We start from the raw sequence: 18726 nt of genomic DNA, 5'->3' as shown, positions 1-18726 counted from the left end.
GTCTGCACCGTCGTCTCATTTGCTCGGCAGCCATTCGATGAGGTCAAAGGCCGAACTGGCGCCAGCGCGCTCCAGAAGCTGCTGGTCGAACCTCAGGTAGTACTCCAGATTGCACCGGTCCATCAGCATGCGAAACCGCAGCGCAGGCTGCTCGGGTCCGACCAGCTCAGGCGGAAGAATCGGATGGGACATGACCGCCTCGGCGACCTGGAAGTAGATGTCGAAGAACCTCACCAGCGATATGTCCGGTTGTCCAGCGCCCGGCTGAGTGTCGTTCAGGCTCAAGGCGTCAAGAGCTTCCTCCAGAGGTGGCAGCCGCAGGGTCGCAGACTCCAAGTCGAAGGCACGCGAGGTCATCCGTTCGGCTGCTTCCCGGCTCTGAGGCCGTATCGTCGCGAATTCGCACCAACCCGGCTCGACCATGTCGGGCAGCTGAGCGGACAACTCCTGGGAGAGATCGGCGAAACACAGCAGGAGTCCCGGGCGCAGCTGCCGATATCCGAGCATCCTGGCCACATATTGGAACCTGTCGCGCAGCATCCGCGAGGTCTCTGGAATCGAGTACAGGGCGGAATGGAAACAGCCGTCGAACGTCGGCGCTTCCCGGTCACCCGCGATGTCCATGAATCCGGAGAGAATGCGTTCGCCCAACCGGTAGACCGTGACCCGACCGAACTTCTCACTGGTCAGAATACTGCGGTGGACCATCCTCACCAGCTGATTGTGCACGCTCGAGGACGAATAGCCGTGCTCAGCGAGGATCCCGACGATGACAGGACCCGGAAGTCCCTGCGCGCGGAGACAGCCGAACGCAGAGATCACGTCGAAGGCGATGCGGGTCAGGCGATACCGATCGCCCACATCTGCAGAACGTTTCGTGTGATCGTGGACACCCGTCATGAGCAGATCCTAACGTGAAATCACAAGGATAGTGTTGAGACGGCCGCCGAAAACGGCCCCCGAACACAAGGAGCAGCGTCATGGACGACGAGGCATACGAAACGAATCTACGAGTATTTCAGAGGGCGCGGACGACCGCGGTTCTGACCGCATCGATCACAGCGTTCATCACCTTCGCGGCCTTCATGATCGCAGGTTTCGACATTCAGGTCACTGCAGCGTGGATGTTCGCGCTGAGCCTCATGTCGGGTTCGGCACTGTTCGTCATCATTCACATCGTCACGACGAACGACCTCAAACGAACACAGCGAACTCCACAACCGTGAACCGCATCATCGGCAGGGCTGCCTGGTCGACCTATCGACTCAGGAGCCAGCCGGCGGGACTGGTGTGATTCCGAACGGTGCCAGCCCGGCCACTCCCCCATCCGCAGCAGTGAGTACCCAGATTCCCCCATCATGCTTGGCGACGCTGTGCTCCCAATGGCTCGCACGCGAACCATCCTCAGTCACGACGGTCCAGTCGTCTGCCAGAGTGATGGTCTCGCTGCTGCCGGCGGTGAGCATCGGCTCGATTGCCAGACACATACCGGCTTTGATCTTCGGTCCGTTCGACTTCGCGCGATAGTTCAGCACCTCGGGGGCCATATGCATGGCGGTGCCGATGCCGTGGCCGGTGAATTCCTCCACCAACCCCAGCTCCGGGGCTTCTCGTGAGACATGATCGTCGATTGCGTCACCGATGTCGCTGACCTTGTTCCCGGCAGCGAACGCGGCGATGCCGACCCACATCGCCTTCTCCGCCGCCTGCGACAGTGCGATATCGTCACTCGAGCCAGCGGAATCTCCCCCGACGATCATGGTGAACGCCGAATCTCCATGGAAGCCATCGACGATGGCTCCGCCGTCGATCGACACGAGGTCACCGGCTTCGAGCACTCTGTCCCCAGGGATACCGTGCACGATCTCCTCATTCACGGAGATGCACACGACAGCAGGAAATCCCTGGTAGCCCTTGAAATTGGACTGCGCCCCGGCCTCGGTGATGACAGCTTCGGCAGCCGCGTCCACCTCGGCGGTGGTTGCGCCTGGGACAGCCGCGTATCGGGCCGCCTTGAGCACTGCGCTCGTGAGCAGGCCTGCCCGGCGCATCGTGACCAGCTGCTCGGGAGACTTCAGCTCGATCCGGGGACCGAAGATCATCGAATGGAGTCGAGGATTCGGTCGGTGATCTCGGCGACTTCGCCGAGTCCGTCAACCTGGCGCAGCAGACCGCGTTCACGGTAGATGTCGGTCAGCGGCTGCGTCTGCTCGGCGTAGACGTCGAGACGGTGGCGGATGACGTCCTCGCTGTCATCACTGCGGCCCTCGGTCTGAGCACGTGCCAGAAGACGAGCGACAACCTCATCGACGTCGGCGGTGAGTTCGACGACCTGTTCGATCTCATGGCCCTCAGCAGCGAGGATCCGATCGAGTTCGTCGACCTGTGCGCTGGTGCGCGGGTAGCCGTCGAGGAGGAATCCTTCGGCGGCGTCGTCCTGACCCAGACGATCGGCGACCATTGAGTTCGTCACCTCGTCGGGGACATACTCTCCAGCGTCCATGTAGCGCTTGGCAAGTTTGCCGAGTTCGGTCTCGCCCTTCACGTTGGCACGGAAGATGTCACCGGTCGAGATGGCCGGGACGTTCAGCGCCTCAGACAGACGGGCAGCTTGGGTGCCTTTGCCAGCGCCGGGAGGGCCGATCAGGATGATGCGTGAGCTCATAAGGTGTTTGTCCTTCCAATGGAATTCCGCGGTCGGGGACGGTCAGCGCAGCAGGCCCTCGTAGTGACGCTGCTGCATCTGTGCGTCGATCTGTTTGACGGTCTCGAGACCGACTCCCACCACAATCAGCAGCGAAGTGCCGCCGAACGGGAAGTTCTGGTTCGCGTTGATGAGCACGAGTGCGATCAGTGGAATCAGTGCGATGAAGGCCAGGTAGAGCGAGCCAGGGAAGTTGATACGGCTGAGCACGAAGCTCAGGTAGTCAGCTGTGGGTCGCCCGGCGCGGATGCCGGGGACGAAACCGCCGTACTTCTTCATGTTGTCGGCGACTTCCTCCGGGTTGAAGGTGATCGCGACGTAGAAGTATGCGAAGAAGATCGTCAGCAGAGCGTAGGTGGCGATGTAGATCGGGTGGTCACCGCGCGTGAAGTAGGTGTTGATCCACTCCACCCACTGACTCTCCGGATCGAAGAACTGCGAGATCAGGCTGGGCAGGTAGAGAACCGAGGATGCGAAGATCACGGGGATCACGCCGGCCATATTGACCTTGATCGGGATGTAAGTCGAGGTACCGCCGAACATCCGACGTCCGACCATGCGCTTGGCGTACTGGACCGGAATGCGCCTCTGGGACTGCTCGACGAAGACGACGAGTGCCACGAGCACGAGTCCGACTGCGATGACGATGAGGAAGATGTCGACACCCTGCTCGCGGAAGATGGCTCCCAGTGAGGAGGGGAACGCTGATGCCACGGAGGTGAAGATGAGCAGCGACATACCGTTGCCGACGCCGTGTTCGGTGATCTGCTCGCCGAGCCACATGATGAGGCCGGTGCCTGCCACCAGGGTGATGACGAGGACGGAGATGCCCCACCAGGAGTCGTTCGTGATGAGGTCGTTGCAGCCTTCGATTCCGCCGAAGAGGGCACCGGAACGCACGGTTGCAACCAGCGTGGTGGCGTTGAGCACGGCGAGACCGATGGTGAGGTAGCGCGTGTACTGAGTGAGCTTGGCTTGTCCTGAAGCGCCCTCCTTGTGGAGGGACTCGAAGCGGGGAATGACCACGCGCAGAAGCTGGACGATGATGCTGGCGGTGATATAGGGCATGATGCCCAGGGCGAAGATCGACAGCTGCAGCAGTGCGCCGCCGCTGAACAGGTTGATCATTGCGAACCCGCCCTCATTCAGCTGAGGGGATGCCACGCACTCCTGTACCTGGGTGTAATCGATTCCCGGCGAGGGAATGAACGAACCGAGGCGGAAGATGACAAGAATGCCCAGGGTGAAGAGGAGTTTGTTCCTCAAGTCGGGCGTTCTGAAGGCCCTCCGAATTGCGCCGATCAAGCGTCCTCCTCATTGGGGGATGAAAAAGTCAGGGTCGCAGATACGACCTGGCGAACGAGTCAAATACCTGCAAAAGACTACCAGGGTATGACCGTCAGGCTGAAACCGAGAGGCCCGTTAGGCCGCGGGTAGGGCCCGTTGTCGGCTGGACTGTGTCCTCACCCACTTCTACGGGTTGTGGTAACAGTCATAAGAGTGGTGAAACAGAGACGACGAAGGGGCGGTCACTTGCGTGACCGCCCCTTCCTGAGAAATCTCAGACCCGCTGTGCGGGAGTCTTTCAGGCTTCGCTGACGCTTCCGCCTGCAGCCTTGATCTTTTCGAGTGCTGAACCCGAGACCTTGTCTGCAGTGATGTTCAGAGCCACGGTGATCTCACCGGTGCCCAGAACCTTCACTGGCTGCTTCGGACGCACGGCGCCCTTGGCCACCAGGTCGGCGACTGTGACGTCGCCGCCTTCTGGGAACAAGGCCGACAGCTTGTCAAGATTGACAACCTGGAACGTCACCTTCGCGGGGTTCTTGAACCCACGCAGCTTAGGCAGACGCATGTGCATCGGAGTCTGTCCACCCTCGAAGCCGTGAGGAACCTGGTAACGGGCACGTGTGCCCTTGGTTCCGCGACCGGCTGTCTTGCCCTTCGAAGCTTCACCACGACCGACACGGGTCTTGGAGGTCTTCGCTCCGGGAGCAGGACGGAGATCGTGGACCTTGAGTGAGTCATCGTTCGACATATCAATCCACCTCTTCCACAGTCACGAGGTGACGCACGACGTTGATCATTCCCCGGATCTCCGGACGATCTTCGCACACCACCACATCGTCGATCCGCTTCAGTCCAAGCGAACGCAGCGACGCGCGCTGGTTCGGCTTGCCACCGATATCGGACTTGCGCTGGGTTACCTTGAGCTTTGCCATCAGGACTTCGCCCCGCTTTCAGCAGCCGCTCGCAGCAATGCGTGAGGAGCGACCTCGTCGACATGCAGTCCACGGCGAGCCGCGACCTGCTCTGGGCGTTCGAGACCCTGGAGGGCCTTGATCGCCGCACGAACGATGTTGATTGCGTTGGCTGATCCCAGCGACTTGGACAGGATGTCCTGAACGCCGGCAGCATCGAGGACCGCACGCACGGGGCCACCGGCGATAACGCCGGTACCCGGAGCGGCCGGACGCAGCATAACGACGCCGGCAGCGGTCTCACCCTGGATCGGGTGGGGAATGGTCTTCTGGATGCGGGGAACGCGGAAGAAGTTCTTCTTCGCTTCCTCTACACCCTTGGCAATGGCTGCAGGAACTTCCTTCGCCTTGCCGTAGCCCATTCCGACCATGCCGTCTCCGTCACCGACGACGACGAGGGCGGTGAAGGAGAACCGACGTCCACCCTTGACGACCTTCGACACGCGGTTGATCGTGACGACGTGCTCGATGAACTGGCTCTTCTCCTCGCGGTCACCGCGACCGCCGCGTCCACGGCCCTCGCCGCGTCCACGACCCTGGCCGCCCTGACCACCCTGGCCGCCTTGACCGCGACCACGTGAGGAGCGATCACTGTTGTTATCGGTACGGGTTTCAGCAGCTGGCTGCTGTTCCTTGTTCTCTTCAGTGCTCATAGGGCCAATCCTCCTTCACGTGCACCTTCGGCGATTGCCTGCACACGGCCGTGGTAGGCGTTGCCGCCACGGTCGAATACGACGGCTTCGATGCCGGCTTCCTTGGCGCGCTGGGCAACCAGTTCGCCGACCTTGTGGGCCTTGCCGGTCTTGTCACCTTCGAGTGTGCGAAGGTCGGCTTCCATGGTGGAGGCCGATGCCAAGGTCTTGCCGACGGTGTCGTCGATGACCTGGACAAAGACGTGGCGCGTGGAGCGAGTCACTGACAGGCGAGGACGATCCGGCGTACCGCTGACATGCTTGCGCAGACGAGCGTGACGACGTTTGCGGGCCGCAGCCCTGCCCTTGCCGTAGCTTTCCTTTTTGCCAAAGGCCATCTCTACTTACCAGCCTTTCCGACCTTGCGTCGGACATTTTCTCCGACGTAGCGCACGCCCTTGCCTTTGTAAGGCTCTGGCTTGCGCAGCTTACGGATGTTGGCAGCGGTCTCTCCGACCAGCTGCTTGTCGATGCCGTGAACTGCCAGCTTGGTCTGTCCGTCGACTGTGAAGGAGATTCCCTCTGCAGGTTCGACGGTGATCGAGTGGCTGTAGCCCAGAGCGAACTCGAGGTTCGATCCCTTGGCCTGCACGCGGTAGCCGGTGCCGACGATTTCGAGACCCTTGGAGTAGCCCTCGGTCACACCGACGATCATGTTGTTGATCATCGTGCGGGACAGTCCGTGCAGCGAACGCGATTCGCGCTCTTCGTTCGGACGGGCCACTGTCACGACGCCGTCTTCGAGCGATACGGTGATCGGCTCGGCGATGGTGACGGACAGTTCGCCCTTCGGTCCCTTGACGGCGACATCCTGGCCGTCGATCTTGACCTCTACGCCATTCGGGACGGAGATCGGGTTCTTGCCAATACGTGACATATTCTTCTCTCCTTCCTTACCAGACGTAGGCGAGGACTTCCCCACCCACACCCTTCTTGGCGGCCTGGCGATCGGTCAGGAGACCTGACGATGTCGACAGGATGGCGATGCCGAGTCCACCGAGGACCTTGGGCAAGTTGGTCGACTTCGCGTAGACGCGCAGTCCGGGCTTCGACACGCGGCGCAGGCCGGCGATCGAACGCTCACGGTTAGGACCGAACTTGAGGTCCATGAGCAGGGTCTTACCGACCTGAGCGTCTTCGACGCTCCAGCCGGTGATGTAGCCCTCGCTCTTGAGGATCTCAGCGATGTTGGATTTCAGCTTCGAGAACGGCATGCTGACGTCCTCGTGATAAGCCGAGTTGGCGTTCCGCAGACGTGTCAACATGTCTGCGACTGGATCAGTCATTGTCATTTGGGCTCTAGCCCTTCCTCGTCACGGTTTCCGCCCGCGCAACGCGCGCTTGGACCTGCGACGTAGCGATTATTTGGTCTTGAACGGGAACCCGAGGTGGCGCAGAAGAGCACGTCCCTCGTCGTCGGTGCTCGCTGTAGTCACAACTGTGATATCCATACCTCGGACACGGTCAATCCGGTCCTGGTCGATCTCGTGGAACATGGACTGTTCCGTGAGACCGAAGGTGTAGTTACCGTTCCCGTCGAACTGACGATCCGAGAGGCCGCGGAAGTCGCGGATACGCGGAAGTGCCAGTGAGATGACACGGTCGACGAATTCCCACATACGGGCGCCGCGCATGGTGACGTGGGCTCCAATGGGCTGTCCTTCGCGCAACTTGAACTGGGCGATCGACTTCCTCGCCCGAGTCACGATTGGCTTCTGACCGGTGATCAGAGTCAAGTCGTTGATTGCGCCTTCGATCAGCTTCGAATCGCGTGCTGCGTCACCCACACCCATGTTCACGACGACCTTGGTCAGACCGGGAACCTGCATGGGGTTTGCGTAGTTGAACTCGTCCTGCAGCTTGGCCACGATGTCATCGCGGTAAACCTGCTTGAGGCGTGGCGCTGGACGGCTCGTTGTTGTTTCCGTCATCAGATCTCCTCCCCGGTGCGACGCGAGACGCGGACGCGAACGGTCTTGTTGCGACCATCGCGTTCAACGGTTTCCTCGCGGTATCCGACGCGGGTGGGCTTGTTGTCCTTGGGATCAACGAGCGCCACGTTGGACACGTGGATTGGGGCTTCGTGAGTCTCACGGCCACCGGCTGTGCCGCCGGCCTGAGTCTGCGTTGCCTTCTTGTGCTTGATCACGCGGTTGATGCCCTCAACGAGGACACGGTTGCGTTCCGGGTACACAGCAAGAACCTTGCCCTGCTTCCCACGATCGCCACCACGTGACTGACGGGCGCCTGCAATCACCTGGACGAGGTCGCCCTTCTTGATCTTGAGCTTGTTCGCCATGCTCACAACACCTCCGGTGCCAGGGAGACGATCTTCATGAACTTCTTGTCGCGCAATTCGCGTCCCACGGGTCCGAAGATACGGGTTCCGCGTGGCTCGCCATCAGTCTTGAGAATGACTGCTGCATTCTCGTCGAACTTGATGTACGAGCCGTCGGGACGACGGCGTTCCTTGGCGGTCCGAACGATGACAGCCTTCACGACGTCACCCTTCTTCACGTTTCCACCAGGAATTGCGTCTTTGACGGTTGCCACGATGGTGTCACCGATCGAGGCATAACGCCGACCGGAACCACCCAGAATCCTGATTGCCAGGATCTGCTTGGCACCAGTGTTGTCGGCGACCTTGAGTCGCGACTCTTGCTGAATCACTATTTTCTCCTGTCGTCGCGCCGGTTCTCACCCGAGCGGATGAGCCTTGCGGAACGGATTAATGACATTTCACCCCGTTCCCGGTAGCCGCCCACGATCTGCTGGAGACCGTGGGCGGGACCGGGTGGGAGGGGTGGCGTCGGCTTACTTGGCGCGTTCGATGATCTCGACGAGCCGCCAGCGCTTCGCGGACGAAACCGGCCGCGTTTCGGACACGAGGACGAGGTCGCCGATTCCAGCGGCGTTCTCCTCATCGTGAACCTTGTACTTCACCGACTGGCGGAGGACCTTGCCGTAGAGGCGGTGCGTCTTGCGCTCCTCAACCTCAACGACGATGGTCTTCTCCATCTTGTCGGAAACAACGTAACCACGCGCGGTCTTGCGGGAGTTACGGTCCGCAGGCGTTGCCTCGGGCTTGGTGGTCTCCGCCATCACTTGTCCTCTTCCTTAGCGTCAGCAGGGTTCGGACGAATGTCCAATTCCCGCTCATTGAGCACGGTGTAGATACGAGCGATGTCGCGACGCACGGCCTTGAGACGACCGTGGCTCTCCAGCTGGCCGGTGGCCGACTGGAAGCGCAGGTTGAACAGCTCGGCCTTGGCCTTCTTGAGCTCCTCGAGCAGACGCTCGTTGTCATAACCGTCAAGTGCGTCCATGGAAAGGTTCTTCGAACCGATTGCCATACTCACTCACCACCTTCGCGGGCCACGATACGGGCCTTGAGCGGAAGCTTGTGGATCGCGAGACGCAGCGCCTCGCGAGCAACTTCCTCGGACACACCGGCGAGTTCAAACATGACCCGACCCGGCTTGACATTGGCGACCCACCACTCCGGCGAACCCTTACCGGAACCCATGCGGGTTTCGGCAGGCTTCTTCGTCAGCGGTCGATCTGGGTAGATGTTGATCCACACCTTGCCACCACGCTTGATGTAGCGCGTCATGGCAATACGTGCAGCTTCGATCTGCCGGTTGGTGATGTAGGCAGGCTCAGTGGCCTGGATGCCGTAGTCACCGAAAGACACCTTGGTGCCGCCCTTGGCTGCGCCGCCCCGCTTGGGGTGGTGCTGCTTGCGGTACTTAACCCGACGAGGGATCAGCATGTGTCAGCCCTCCGATCCGGCCTCAGCCGCAGGGGCTTCGGCGTTGTTCTCGGTCTTCGGCGCTGCGTCGTTCCGGCGCGGTGCTGCTGCGCCTTCCTGACCACGACCACGGCCTCCACGGCCGCGCCCACGGCCACGAGGGCCACGAGCAGCAGGAGCCTTAGCCTGCTCGGCAGCAAGCTCCTTGTCGGTCATATCGCCCTTGTAGATCCACACCTTGACGCCGATGCGTCCGAATGTGGTGTGTGCTTCGTGGAACCCGTAATCGATGTTCGCGCGGAGGGTGTGCAGAGGCACACGACCTTCGCGGTAGAACTCGGAACGGCTCATCTCAGCACCGCCGAGGCGGCCGGAGCACTGCACGCGGATGCCCTTGGCACCTGCGCGCTGGGCGCTCTGGATCGACTTGCGCATCGCGCGGCGGAATGCCACGCGGCTGGCGAGCTGCTCGGCAACTCCCTGAGCCACGAGCTGCGCGTCGATCTCTGCGTTCTTCACCTCAAGGATATTGAGCTGAATCTGCTTGCCGGTGAGCTTTTCGAGCTGGCCGCGAATGCGGTCGGCTTCGGCTCCACGACGTCCAATGACAATGCCCGGACGGGCAGTGTGGATGTCGACTCGGACACGGTCACGTGTGCGTTCGATGTTCACCTTGGAGATGCCAGCGCGCTCAAGGCCCTTGGTCATCATCTGTCGGATCTTCACATCTTCGAGCACGTAGTCGCTGTAGCGCTGTCCCGGCTTAGTCGAGTCAGCAAACCACTTTGACTTGTGATCCGTGGTGATTCCGAGTCGGAATCCGTTCGGATTGATTTTCTGGCCCATTAACGGTTCCCCTTCCGGCTCTTGCGCTGAGGCAGGTCGTCACCGCTGGCCAGGACCACTGAAACGTGGCTTGTGCGCTTCTCAATGCGAAAAGCGCGACCCTGAGCTCGCGGGCGGAACCGCTTCATGGTTGGTCCCTCGTCCACGAATGCTTCGGAGATGACCAATTCGTTCTCGTCGAACGCAATGCCCTCCTCGTCGGCCCGGGTACGCGCATTGGCGATACCTGAGGCAACGAGCTTGTAAATCGGATCTGATGCCGACTGTTCTGCAAACTTCAACACTGCAAGTGCTTCGGTCGCCTGCTGACCACGAATGAGGTCGATGACGCGCCGAGCCTTGCGAGGCGTGACGCGCAGGTAACGCGCCTTAGCCTTGGCTTCCATCGCTTCCTTCTCTCTTGTCTAGGATCGTAAGAGCGCCCCGCGTCAGCGGCGGCGACCCTTGCGATCGTCCTTTTCGTGGCCACGGAACGTCCGTGTCTGTGCGAACTCGCCAAGCTTGTGTCCGACCATGGCTTCAGTGATGAAGACAGGAACATGCTTGCGTCCGTCATGTACCGCGATGGTGTGTCCCAGGAAATCCGGGATGATCATCGAGCGACGAGACCATGTCTTGATTACGTTTTTAGTGTTCTTCTCGTTCTGACGAGCCACCTTCTGGTACAGGTGTTCATCGACGAAAGGACCCTTTTTAAGGCTACGAGGCATAAGTCAGTACTCCAATCAGCGCTTTTTGCCGGTCCGGCGACGGCGCACGATGTACTTGTCGCTCTCTTTATTCGGCCGGCGTGTGCGGCCTTCTGACTGACCCCACGGGCTGACTGGGTGACGACCACCCGAAGTACGGCCCTCGCCACCACCATGTGGGTGATCGATCGGGTTCATAACAACACCACGGACGGATGGGCGCTTGCCCTTCCAACGCATGCGTCCTGCCTTGCCCCAGCTGATGTTCGACTGCTCAGCATTGCCGACCTCGCCGATCGTCGCACGGCAGCGCGCGTCAACGTTGCGGATTTCGCCCGAAGGCATCCGCAGCTGAGCGAACCGGCCGTACTTCGCAACGAGCTGCACGGAAGAACCGGCAGAGCGAGCGATCTTGGCACCGCCGCCTGGACGCATTTCAACTGCGTGCAGAACGGTACCGACTGGGATGTTGCGCAGGGCAAGGTTGTTGCCCGGTTTGATGTCTGCGCCCAGACCGGCTTCAACCTGTGCGCCCTGCTTGAGGTTCTGCGGGGCGAGGATGTAGCGCTTTTCGCCATCTGCATAGTGCAGAAGAGCGATCCGCGCAGTGCGGTTCGGGTCATATTCGATGTGTGCGACCTTCGCCGGTACGCCATCTTTGTCATGGCGGCGGAAGTCGATGACACGGTACTGACGCTTGTGGCCGCCGCCCTGATGGCGAGTGGTCACGCGTCCCTGGCTGTTGCGGCCACCGCGCTTAGGCAGTGGGCGCAGAAGTGACTTCTCCGGTGTAGACCGGGTCACTTCGACGAAGTCGGCGACCGATGAGCCACGGCGGCCCGGGGTCGTCGGCTTGTGCTTACGGATTCCCATGAGTCTTGTCCTTCTTTTACGAAGGATCGCTTAGAGCGATCCACCGAAGATGTCGATCGATCCGTCCTTGAGGGCGACAATGGCACGCTTGGTGTCCTTGCGCTTTCCCCAACCGGTGCGAGTGCGGCGGCGCTTTCCCTGACGATTCAGGGTGTTGACCTTGGCAACCTGCACATTGAAGATCGATTCAATGGCGTTCTTGATCTCAGTTTTGTTCGACCCCTGATCGACGATGAAGGTGTACTTTCCCTCGTCCATCAGGCTGTAGGTCTTTTCCGAGACGACCGGAGCGACGATGATGTCGCGCGGGTCCTTGAAGTTCAGACTCATGATGCGTCCTCCGATTTGCGGTATCCGCCCAGGAACGTCTCCAGCGCTGACTCGGTGAACACGATGTCGTCTGCGATCAGCACATCGTATGTGTTGAGCTGATCGGAGGTGAGCACGTGAACGTGAGGCAGGTTGCGAACGCTGCGCTCGGTGAGCTCATCGTCACGGTCGAGCACCACGAGGGTGTTCTTGCGATCGGAGAGGCCAGCCAGGGCGAGCTTCGCCTGCTTGGTCGACGGTGCGTCGCCGGTGATCAGGTTCTTCACAACGAAGACCTGATCGAGACGTGCGCGATCTGAGAGCGCGCCGCGCAGTGCGGCTGCCTTCATCTTCTTGGGGGTCCGCTGCGAGTAATCGCGAGGAACCGGCCCGTGCACGACTCCACCACCGTTGTACTGAGGAGCACGGATCGAACCCTGACGGGCGTTACCGGTTCCCTTCTGACGGTAGGGCTTGCGACCGCCACCGCGTACTTCGGAGCGGGTCTTTGTCTTGTGTGTACCCTGACGGGCTGCTGCCAGCTGAGCGACGACAACCTGGTGAATCAACGGCACATTGGTCTGCACGCCGAAGATCTCGGCAGGCAGCTCAACGGATCCGGTCTTCGCACCAGCGGCATCGACAACGTCGACTGTCTTGACATCAGTCATTACGTTCAGCCCTCCTTAGCGGCCGAGCGAACGAGAACGACTGCACCCTTGGGACCAGGTACGGCACCCTTGATGAGCAGGAAGTTGTTCTCGGTGTCCACGGCGTGGATCGTGAGGTTCTGGGTGGTGTGCTTGACTGCACCCATACGGCCAGCCATGCGCATTCCCTTGAACACGCGACCTGGGGTCGCGGCTCCGCCGATGGAACCCGGCTTGCGGTGATTGCGGTGCTGTCCGTGGGAGGCGCCGACACCATGGAAGCCATGACGCTTCATGACACCGGCGGTTCCCTTACCCTTGGTCTTTGCGGTCACATCGACCTTGATCCCGGCGTCGAAGGTATCGACTCCGAGTTCCTGGCCGAGTGAGTAGTCAGCAGCGTCTGCAGTGCGCAGCTCGACAAGATGACGACGTGGTGTCACGCCAGCCTTCTCGAAGTGGCCTGCGGTCGGCTTGTTGACCTTGCGCGGATCGATCTCGCCGAACGCGATCTGCACTGCGGGGTAACCATCGGTTTCCTCGTTGCGGACCTGCGTCACGACGTTGCTGCCAGCGGCCACTACGGTCACCGGTACGAGATTGTTCTGCTCATCCCAAACCTGGGTCATGCCCAGCTTGGTTCCCAGAAGGCCCTTGACCTTGCGGGTGGTAGGGAGAGCTGATGAACGATTGTTCGCCATGTTTGCCTCCCTTAGAGCTTGATCTCGATGTTGACGTCGTCAGCGAGGTCGAGACGCATCAGCGAATCGACTGCCTTCGGCGTCGGATCGACGATGTCGATCAGACGCTTGTGCGTGCGCATTTCGAAATGCTCACGACTGTCTTTGTACTTGTGTGGCGAACGGATGACGCAGTAAACGTTCTTCTCCGTTGGCAACGGCACGGGGCCCACAACAGTCGCACCTGCGCGAGTGACGGTGTCCACGATCTTTCGTGCAGCACTGTCAATCACAGCGTGGTCGTACGACTTGAGCCGAATGCGGATCTTCTGTCCCGCCATGGCGTCGTCTCTTTCTTTAGTTACTTCCGGCCATCAACCGACAGGCGATCGAAATCGTCTGTGGTCTGTGCCGGCTGACCATGACCGACCCCCGAGGTCGGGCGTGTCGGCTAATCCTTGCGGAGGATATTTCAATCCTCGTTCTGGGCCGACGGCGCTTCTACTCATTGGCTGCTCGGTCCGAACCCGCATTCACGCAGATTCATCGATCCGATAGTGTTCCGGACTGTTCGCGGTATCTCTACCGCAGTGCAGGGGTCAACGTCCAAAACGCAACTTCACTATCTTGTCACATAGCACTTCATCGGCGCAATTCCAGGCATCTGTCTTGTGAGGCATTTCATGAACACCTGTCGGTAAGAGTCAGGCAAGTCACTCGCCGAGTCTGGTCCTCGTTGTGAATGCACGGAACCCCGGCCCAATGGACCGGGGTTCCGAATCGATCGTTCAGGACTGAAGTCCCGAACTCAAGGCCGAAGCCTTAATGATCGAAGGTATCTCAGGCGGTGATCTTGGTGACTCGACCAGCGCCGACGGTACGTCCACCCTCGCGGATAGCGAAGCGGAGGCCCTCTTCCATAGCGATCGGCTGGATCAGCTCGACCGACATGTCGGTGTTGTCGCCGGGCATGACCATCTCGGTGCCCTCAGGCAGCGTGATGACGCCGGTGACGTCCGTGGTGCGGAAGTAGAACTGAGGACGGTAGTTCGAGTAGAACGGGTTGTGGCGTCCACCCTCGTCCTTGCTCAGGATGTAGACCTGGCCCTCGAAGTTGGTGTGAGGCGTGATCGAACCTGGCTTCACGATAACCTGTCCGCGCTCAACTTCTTCGCGCTTCGTTCCGCGCAGCAGCAGTCCCACGTTCTCACCCGCACGTGCGTCAGGCAGAGTCTTGCGGAACATCTCGATTGCGGTGACGGTCGTCTTGGACGACTTCTCCTTGATGCCGACGATTTCGATGTCATCGTTGGGCAGGAGGACGCCGCGCTCGACACGACCGGTGACGACGGTTCCACGACCGGTGATCGTGAAGACGTCTTCCACGGGCATGAGGAAGGGCTTGTCGATGTCACGCTCCGGCTCGGGAACGTTGTCATCGACGGCCTGCATGAGGTCTTCGACGCTCTTGACCCACTTCTCGTCGCCTTCCAGCGCCTTGAGAGCGGAGACAGGAATGACGGGAGCGTTGTCGCCGTCGAAGTCCTGGCTGGAGAGCAGATCGCGGACCTCGAAGTCGACGAGCTCGATGAGCTCCTCGTCATCGACCATGTCGGACTTGTTCAGTGCGACAACGATGTAGGGCACGCCAACCTGACGGGCGAGCAGAACGTGCTCGCGCGTCTGCGGCATCGGACCGTCGGTAGCGGCAACCACGAGGATTGCGCCGTCCATCTGAGCAGCACCGGTAATCATGTTCTTGATGTAGTCGGCGTGACCAGGGGCATCGACGTGAGCGTAGTGACGCTTCTCGGTCTGGTATTCAACGTGCGAGACGTTGATGGTGATGCCGCGCTCCTTCTCCTCAGGTGCGTTATCCACCTGGTCGAAGGCGCGAGCCTCATTGAGATCTGGGTACTTGTCCGCCAGCACCTTGGTGATTGCGGCGGTCAAGGTGGTCTTTCCGTGGTCAACGTGGCCGATGGTGCCAATGTTGACGTGCGGCTTAGTCCTATCGAAACTAGCCTTTGCCACTGGGTTCCTCCTCGTGGTTGGCAAAAGATATGCGGTTCATATCTTAGACCTTTGTTGGTTATCTTTCATTTCGGTGAACATGTTCTTGCTCACCGTGGCGACCGGGGACCGGAGATTACTCTCCGCCACGCATCTTCTGGACGATCTCCTCGGCGACTGCCTTGGGGACCTCCGCATAGCTGGAGAAAGTCATCGAGTACACCGCACGGCCCTGGGTCTTCGACCGCAGATCACCGATGTAACCGAACATCTCCGACAACGGGACCACAGCCTTGACGACCTTCACACCGGAAGCATCGTCCATTGACTGGATCTGGCCACGTCGGGAATTGAGGTCGCCGATGACGTCACCCATGTATTCCTCGGGTGTACGCACCTCGACGTCCATGACCGGTTCCAGCAGAACCGGCTTCGCCTTCTGAACGGCCTCCTTGAAGACCATTGAGCCGGCGATCTTGAATGCCATCTCCGAAGAGTCAACGTCGTGGTAGGCACCGTCGATCAGTGTCGCTTTGACACCGACCATCGGGTACCCGGCGAGGACACCGAGCTGCATGGCGTCCTGGATACCGGCGTCGACGCTCGGAATGTACTCGCGCGGAATACGCCCGCCCGTGACGGCATTCTCGAACTCGTAGATCGTATCGCCTTCGACCTCGAGAGGCTCGAAGGTGACCTGGACCTTCGCGAACTGTCCCGATCCACCCGTCTGCTTCTTGTGGGTGTAGTCGAACTTCTCGACAGTGCGACGAATGGTCTCACGATAGGCGACCTGTGGCTTGCCGACATTCGCCTCGACCTTGAACTCGCGACGCATGCGGTCGACGAGGATGTCGAGGTGAAGTTCGCCCATTCCGCGGATCACGGTCTGGCCGGTCTCCACATCAAGTTCAACCCGGTAGGTCGGGTCTTCCTTGACGAACTTCTGAATGGCTGCCGACAGCTTCTCCTGGTCGCTCTTTGTCTTGGGCTCAATGGCCACAGAGATGACCGGCTCAGGGAAGGTCATCGACTCGAGAGCGATCGGGTTCGCTGGGTCGCACAGCGTGTCACCGGTGGTTGTCTCTTTGAGACCGATGAACGCGTAGATGTGGCCGGCGATGGCCTCTTCGACAGGGTTCTCCTTGTTGGAGTGCATCTGGAAGAGCTTGCCGACGCGTTCCTTCTTGCCGCTCGTCGAGTTGAGAACGGCCTCGCCCGACTTCACCTGTCCGGAGTACACGCGGACATAGGTCAGCGTGCCGAAGAACGGGTGGGTCGCAACCTTGAACGCAAGAGCCGAGAAGGGCTCATCCTTGGAAGGTTTGCGAGTCAGCTTCTCGTCCTCGTCACGAGGGTTCGCACCGATCATGGGAGGAACCTCGAGAGGCGAAGGGAGGTAGTCGATGACGGCGTTGAGCATGGGCTGGACGCCCTTGTTCTTGTATGCCGAACCGCACATGACAGGGAATGCCGTGGAGTTGACGACGAGCGAGCGGATGCCCTCCTTGATCTCGGCAATCGAGATCTCTTCGCCCTCAAGGTACTTCTCCATGAGTTCATCAGTGGCTTCAGCAACATCTTCGATGAGCTGAGCACGGTACTCTTCGGCCTTGGCCTGGAGATCCTCAGGGATCTCGATCTCGGTCATGTCCTGACCCTTCTTGGACTCATCAGGCCAGATGTAGGCCTTCATCTCAAGAAGATCGACGACGCCGGCGAAGTCAGACTCGGAACCGATAGGCAGCTGAATGACCAGCGGCTTGGCTCCGAGGCGTTCGCGGATGGTGTCGATGGTGAAGTAGAAGTCAGCACCGAGCTTGTCCATCTTGTTGACGAAGCACACGCGCGGCACGTCGTACTTGTCAGCCTGACGCCACACGGTCTCGGACTGCGGCTCAACGCCCTCCTTACCGTCGAAGACGGCAACGGCGCCATCGAGGACGCGCAGCGAGCGCTCAACCTCGACGGTGAAGTCGACGTGGCCCGGGGTGTCGATGATGTTGATCTGGTTGTCGTGCCAGTAGCAGGTGGTGGCGGCCGACGTGATCGTGATGCCGCGTTCCTGCTCCTGATCCATCCAGTCCATCGTCGAGGCACCGTCGTGGGTCTCGCCGATCTTGTAGTTCACACCGGTGTAGTACAGGATGCGTTCGGTTGTGGTGGTCTTACCGGCATCGATGTGGGCCATGATGCCGATGTTGCGGACCTTGTTCAGGTCGGTGAGCACGTCAAGTGCCACGGTGTCTCTCTCTCACTCGATGATGTGATCGACTCCCGCTGCCTGGCCGGCAAGCGCCCTATGACGCTGGCCGGCCAGGGTTCCAGGGAGGAACGATTACCAGCGGTAGTGGGCGAAGGCCTTGTTGGACTCGGCCATCTTGTGGGTGTCTTCGCGACGCTTCACAGCAGCACCGAGGCCGTTGCTTGCATCGAGAATCTCGTTCATGAGGCGTTCGGTCATCGTCTTCTCACGACGCTGGCGGGAGTAAGCCACGAGCCAGCGCAGTGCCAAAGTCGTCGAACGAACCGGACGAACATCAACCGGAACCTGGTAGGTCGCGCCACCGACACGGCGGGAGCGAACCTCGAGGGACGGCCGGATGTTGTCGAGAGCCTTCTTCAGGTTGACAACTGGGTCATTGCCGTTCTTCTCACGGGTACCTTCGAGAGCACCGTAGACGATGCGCTCAGCGGTCGAACGCTTTCCGTCGAGCAGGATCTTGTTGATCAGCTGCGTGACGATCGGCGAACTGAAGACCGGGTCAATGACGATCGGTCGCTTGGGTGCAGGACCTTTACGTGGCATTACTTCTTCTCCCTCTTCGCACCGTACTTGCTGCGTGCCTGCTGGCGGCCCTTGACACCCTGGGTGTCAAGCGAACCGCGAACGATTCGGTAGCGCACACCTGGCAGGTCCTTGACACGACCACCGCGCACGAGCACGATCGAGTGCTCCTGCAGGTTGTGTCCTTCGCCTGGAATGTAGGCGGTCACTTCGATCTGGCTCGAAAGCTTGACACGAGCGACCTTGCGAAGAGCCGAGTTCGGCTTCTTGGGTGTAGTGGTGTACACACGGGTGCACACCCCACGACGCTGCGGGCTGTTCTTCAGCGCAGGAGCGTCGGATCCTGCGGATTTGACATGTCGTCCCTTGCGGACGAGCTGCTGGATTGTCGGCACTAAGCGTTCTCCGTTTGCTTCTCGATAAACCTAATTCCCACATTGGCCATGGCATCAGCCATGGTTGTGAACCGT

General features: G+C 60.3%; 29 protein-coding genes. 1 reads left to right on the top strand and 28 read right to left on the bottom strand.

The window, feature by feature from the left end; all coding sequences use genetic code 11:
* Positions 1-15: 15 nt before the first annotated feature.
* Complete coding sequence (locus LQ788_RS06815) at positions 16-900, bottom strand: PaaX family transcriptional regulator (protein WP_231446069.1); 885 nt, start codon at positions 898-900, stop codon at positions 16-18.
* 80 nt (positions 901-980) lie between these two features.
* Here LQ788_RS06815 and LQ788_RS06810 point away from each other — a divergent pair, with 80 nt between their 5' ends.
* Positions 981-1226: a hypothetical protein gene (locus LQ788_RS06810; RefSeq protein ID WP_231446067.1), complete on the top strand. Its 246-nt coding sequence runs from the start codon at positions 981-983 to the stop codon at positions 1224-1226.
* Positions 1227-1265: 39 nt separating this feature from the next.
* Here the strand turns inward: LQ788_RS06810 and map are convergent, their stop codons facing one another.
* The 27 genes from map to rpsL form a co-directional block, all read right to left on the bottom strand.
* Positions 1266-2102: a type I methionyl aminopeptidase gene (gene map / locus LQ788_RS06805; protein WP_231446065.1), complete on the bottom strand. Its 837-nt coding sequence runs from the start codon at positions 2100-2102 to the stop codon at positions 1266-1268.
* Entirely contained in the window at positions 2099-2665 is a 567-nt protein-coding gene (locus tag LQ788_RS06800) for an adenylate kinase (RefSeq protein ID WP_231446064.1), read from the bottom strand. Before LQ788_RS06800 ends, map begins: the two co-directional genes overlap by 4 nt.
* Before the next feature lie 42 nt (positions 2666-2707).
* The gene (secY, locus tag LQ788_RS06795; protein ID WP_231446063.1) at positions 2708-4009 is read right to left on the bottom strand and encodes a preprotein translocase subunit SecY; all 1302 of its coding nucleotides are present in this window, start codon (positions 4007-4009) and stop codon (positions 2708-2710) included.
* A 280-nt stretch (positions 4010-4289) separates the two neighbouring features.
* Positions 4290-4742: a 50S ribosomal protein L15 gene (rplO, locus tag LQ788_RS06790; RefSeq protein WP_231446062.1), complete on the bottom strand. Its 453-nt coding sequence runs from the start codon at positions 4740-4742 to the stop codon at positions 4290-4292.
* Position 4743: 1 nt separating this feature from the next.
* On the bottom strand, positions 4744-4926 hold the full coding sequence (rpmD, locus tag LQ788_RS06785) for a 50S ribosomal protein L30 (RefSeq protein ID WP_143921951.1): 183 nt from the start codon (positions 4924-4926) through the stop codon (positions 4744-4746).
* Positions 4926-5618, bottom strand: coding sequence for a 30S ribosomal protein S5 (gene rpsE, locus LQ788_RS06780; RefSeq protein ID WP_231446061.1), 693 nt, complete (start codon positions 5616-5618; stop codon positions 4926-4928). Before rpsE ends, rpmD begins: the two co-directional genes overlap by 1 nt.
* A complete protein-coding gene (rplR, locus tag LQ788_RS06775) occupies positions 5615-5995 on the bottom strand; it encodes a 50S ribosomal protein L18 (RefSeq protein ID WP_231446059.1) in 381 nt (126 codons plus the stop codon). The genes rpsE and rplR overlap by 4 nt, the downstream gene beginning before the upstream one ends.
* Positions 5996-5997: 2 nt before the next feature.
* On the bottom strand, positions 5998-6534 hold the full coding sequence (rplF, locus tag LQ788_RS06770) for a 50S ribosomal protein L6 (RefSeq protein ID WP_231446057.1): 537 nt from the start codon (positions 6532-6534) through the stop codon (positions 5998-6000).
* A gap of 16 nt (positions 6535-6550) precedes the next feature.
* Complete coding sequence (gene rpsH / locus LQ788_RS06765) at positions 6551-6949, bottom strand: 30S ribosomal protein S8 (protein ID WP_009883556.1); 399 nt, start codon at positions 6947-6949, stop codon at positions 6551-6553.
* A gap of 69 nt (positions 6950-7018) precedes the next feature.
* Positions 7019-7588 (bottom strand): 50S ribosomal protein L5, encoded by a 570-nt coding sequence (gene rplE / locus LQ788_RS06760; RefSeq protein ID WP_009883557.1) that lies wholly within the window; start codon positions 7586-7588, stop codon positions 7019-7021.
* Positions 7588-7956 (bottom strand): 50S ribosomal protein L24, encoded by a 369-nt coding sequence (gene rplX / locus LQ788_RS06755; protein WP_009883558.1) that lies wholly within the window; start codon positions 7954-7956, stop codon positions 7588-7590. Before rplX ends, rplE begins: the two co-directional genes overlap by 1 nt.
* Before the next feature lie 2 nt (positions 7957-7958).
* Positions 7959-8327 (bottom strand): 50S ribosomal protein L14, encoded by a 369-nt coding sequence (gene rplN, locus LQ788_RS06750; RefSeq protein ID WP_009883559.1) that lies wholly within the window; start codon positions 8325-8327, stop codon positions 7959-7961.
* 144 nt (positions 8328-8471) lie between these two features.
* Positions 8472-8759 carry a 30S ribosomal protein S17 gene (gene rpsQ, locus LQ788_RS06745; RefSeq protein ID WP_009883560.1) on the bottom strand — a complete coding sequence of 96 codons (288 nt, stop codon included), beginning with the start codon at positions 8757-8759 and terminating at the stop codon, positions 8472-8474.
* The gene (gene rpmC, locus LQ788_RS06740) at positions 8759-9010 is read right to left on the bottom strand and encodes a 50S ribosomal protein L29 (protein WP_009883561.1); all 252 of its coding nucleotides are present in this window, start codon (positions 9008-9010) and stop codon (positions 8759-8761) included. Before rpmC ends, rpsQ begins: the two co-directional genes overlap by 1 nt.
* A gap of 2 nt (positions 9011-9012) precedes the next feature.
* On the bottom strand, positions 9013-9429 hold the full coding sequence (gene rplP / locus LQ788_RS06735) for a 50S ribosomal protein L16 (protein WP_009883562.1): 417 nt from the start codon (positions 9427-9429) through the stop codon (positions 9013-9015).
* A gap of 3 nt (positions 9430-9432) precedes the next feature.
* The gene (rpsC, locus tag LQ788_RS06730) at positions 9433-10254 is read right to left on the bottom strand and encodes a 30S ribosomal protein S3 (protein ID WP_101574500.1); all 822 of its coding nucleotides are present in this window, start codon (positions 10252-10254) and stop codon (positions 9433-9435) included.
* On the bottom strand, positions 10254-10640 hold the full coding sequence (rplV, locus tag LQ788_RS06725; RefSeq protein ID WP_009883564.1) for a 50S ribosomal protein L22: 387 nt from the start codon (positions 10638-10640) through the stop codon (positions 10254-10256). The genes rpsC and rplV overlap by 1 nt, the downstream gene beginning before the upstream one ends.
* A gap of 42 nt (positions 10641-10682) precedes the next feature.
* Complete coding sequence (gene rpsS, locus LQ788_RS06720) at positions 10683-10964, bottom strand: 30S ribosomal protein S19 (protein WP_231446056.1); 282 nt, start codon at positions 10962-10964, stop codon at positions 10683-10685.
* Positions 10965-10979: 15 nt separating this feature from the next.
* Entirely contained in the window at positions 10980-11816 is an 837-nt protein-coding gene (gene rplB, locus LQ788_RS06715; protein ID WP_009883566.1) for a 50S ribosomal protein L2, read from the bottom strand.
* Between the two features lie 30 nt (positions 11817-11846).
* On the bottom strand, positions 11847-12146 hold the full coding sequence (rplW, locus tag LQ788_RS06710; RefSeq protein ID WP_009883567.1) for a 50S ribosomal protein L23: 300 nt from the start codon (positions 12144-12146) through the stop codon (positions 11847-11849).
* Positions 12143-12796 (bottom strand): 50S ribosomal protein L4, encoded by a 654-nt coding sequence (gene rplD, locus LQ788_RS06705; RefSeq protein ID WP_231446055.1) that lies wholly within the window; start codon positions 12794-12796, stop codon positions 12143-12145. The genes rplW and rplD overlap by 4 nt, the downstream gene beginning before the upstream one ends.
* A 5-nt stretch (positions 12797-12801) precedes the next feature.
* Positions 12802-13476: a 50S ribosomal protein L3 gene (gene rplC, locus LQ788_RS06700; RefSeq protein ID WP_069599775.1), complete on the bottom strand. Its 675-nt coding sequence runs from the start codon at positions 13474-13476 to the stop codon at positions 12802-12804.
* 11 nt (positions 13477-13487) lie between these two features.
* Complete coding sequence (gene rpsJ / locus LQ788_RS06695) at positions 13488-13796, bottom strand: 30S ribosomal protein S10 (protein WP_009379191.1); 309 nt, start codon at positions 13794-13796, stop codon at positions 13488-13490.
* 499 nt (positions 13797-14295) lie between these two features.
* A complete protein-coding gene (gene tuf / locus LQ788_RS06690; RefSeq protein ID WP_101639271.1) occupies positions 14296-15489 on the bottom strand; it encodes an elongation factor Tu in 1194 nt (397 codons plus the stop codon).
* 115 nt (positions 15490-15604) lie between these two features.
* Positions 15605-17710, bottom strand: coding sequence for an elongation factor G (gene fusA, locus LQ788_RS06685; protein WP_231446054.1), 2106 nt, complete (start codon positions 17708-17710; stop codon positions 15605-15607).
* 96 nt (positions 17711-17806) lie between these two features.
* Positions 17807-18277, bottom strand: a complete 471-nt coding sequence (gene rpsG, locus LQ788_RS06680) for a 30S ribosomal protein S7 (RefSeq protein ID WP_009883572.1) — start codon at positions 18275-18277, stop codon at positions 17807-17809.
* Positions 18277-18651 carry a 30S ribosomal protein S12 gene (rpsL, locus tag LQ788_RS06675; protein ID WP_069599774.1) on the bottom strand — a complete coding sequence of 125 codons (375 nt, stop codon included), beginning with the start codon at positions 18649-18651 and terminating at the stop codon, positions 18277-18279. The genes rpsG and rpsL overlap by 1 nt, the downstream gene beginning before the upstream one ends.
* Between the last annotated feature and the right edge of the window lie 75 nt (positions 18652-18726).

It is taken from the genome of Brevibacterium zhoupengii (genome assembly GCF_021117425.1).
GTDB classification, from domain to species: domain Bacteria; phylum Actinomycetota; class Actinomycetes; order Actinomycetales; family Brevibacteriaceae; genus Brevibacterium; species Brevibacterium zhoupengii.
Note: the sequence above shows the minus strand (reverse complement) of the source record. Positions and strands in the feature narration are given on the sequence as shown.

Bases quoted from the DNA above. Each gene is read 5' to 3' on its own strand.
- LQ788_RS06815 (WP_231446069.1), bottom strand. From the start codon at position 900: ATGACGGGTGTCCACGATCACACGAAACGTTCTGCAGATGTGGGCGAT.
- LQ788_RS06810 (WP_231446067.1), top strand. From the start codon at position 981: ATGGACGACGAGGCATACGAAACGAATCTACGAGTATTTCAGAGGGCG.
- map (WP_231446065.1), bottom strand. From the start codon at position 2,102: ATGATCTTCGGTCCCCGGATCGAGCTGAAGTCTCCCGAGCAGCTGGTC.
- LQ788_RS06800 (WP_231446064.1), bottom strand. From the start codon at position 2,665: ATGAGCTCACGCATCATCCTGATCGGCCCTCCCGGCGCTGGCAAAGGC.
- rplO (WP_231446062.1), bottom strand. From the start codon at position 4,742: ATGTCGAACGATGACTCACTCAAGGTCCACGATCTCCGTCCTGCTCCC.
- rpmD (WP_143921951.1), bottom strand. From the start codon at position 4,926: ATGGCAAAGCTCAAGGTAACCCAGCGCAAGTCCGATATCGGTGGCAAG.
- rpsE (WP_231446061.1), bottom strand. From the start codon at position 5,618: ATGAGCACTGAAGAGAACAAGGAACAGCAGCCAGCTGCTGAAACCCGT.
- rplR (WP_231446059.1), bottom strand. From the start codon at position 5,995: ATGGCCTTTGGCAAAAAGGAAAGCTACGGCAAGGGCAGGGCTGCGGCC.
- rplF (WP_231446057.1), bottom strand. From the start codon at position 6,534: ATGTCACGTATTGGCAAGAACCCGATCTCCGTCCCGAATGGCGTAGAG.
- rpsH (WP_009883556.1), bottom strand. From the start codon at position 6,949: ATGACAATGACTGATCCAGTCGCAGACATGTTGACACGTCTGCGGAAC.
- rplE (WP_009883557.1), bottom strand. From the start codon at position 7,588: ATGACGGAAACAACAACGAGCCGTCCAGCGCCACGCCTCAAGCAGGTT.
- rplX (WP_009883558.1), bottom strand. From the start codon at position 7,956: ATGGCGAACAAGCTCAAGATCAAGAAGGGCGACCTCGTCCAGGTGATT.
- rpsQ (WP_009883560.1), bottom strand. From the start codon at position 8,759: ATGGCGGAGACCACCAAGCCCGAGGCAACGCCTGCGGACCGTAACTCC.
- rpmC (WP_009883561.1), bottom strand. From the start codon at position 9,010: ATGGCAATCGGTTCGAAGAACCTTTCCATGGACGCACTTGACGGTTAT.
- rplP (WP_009883562.1), bottom strand. From the start codon at position 9,429: ATGCTGATCCCTCGTCGGGTTAAGTACCGCAAGCAGCACCACCCCAAG.
- rpsC (WP_101574500.1), bottom strand. From the start codon at position 10,254: ATGGGCCAGAAAATCAATCCGAACGGATTCCGACTCGGAATCACCACG.
- rplV (WP_009883564.1), bottom strand. From the start codon at position 10,640: ATGGAAGCCAAGGCTAAGGCGCGTTACCTGCGCGTCACGCCTCGCAAG.
- rpsS (WP_231446056.1), bottom strand. From the start codon at position 10,964: ATGCCTCGTAGCCTTAAAAAGGGTCCTTTCGTCGATGAACACCTGTAC.
- rplB (WP_009883566.1), bottom strand. From the start codon at position 11,816: ATGGGAATCCGTAAGCACAAGCCGACGACCCCGGGCCGCCGTGGCTCA.
- rplW (WP_009883567.1), bottom strand. From the start codon at position 12,146: ATGAGTCTGAACTTCAAGGACCCGCGCGACATCATCGTCGCTCCGGTC.
- rplD (WP_231446055.1), bottom strand. From the start codon at position 12,796: ATGACTGATGTCAAGACAGTCGACGTTGTCGATGCCGCTGGTGCGAAG.
- rplC (WP_069599775.1), bottom strand. From the start codon at position 13,476: ATGGCGAACAATCGTTCATCAGCTCTCCCTACCACCCGCAAGGTCAAG.
- rpsJ (WP_009379191.1), bottom strand. From the start codon at position 13,796: ATGGCGGGACAGAAGATCCGCATTCGGCTCAAGTCGTACGACCACGCT.
- rpsG (WP_009883572.1), bottom strand. From the start codon at position 18,277: ATGCCACGTAAAGGTCCTGCACCCAAGCGACCGATCGTCATTGACCCG.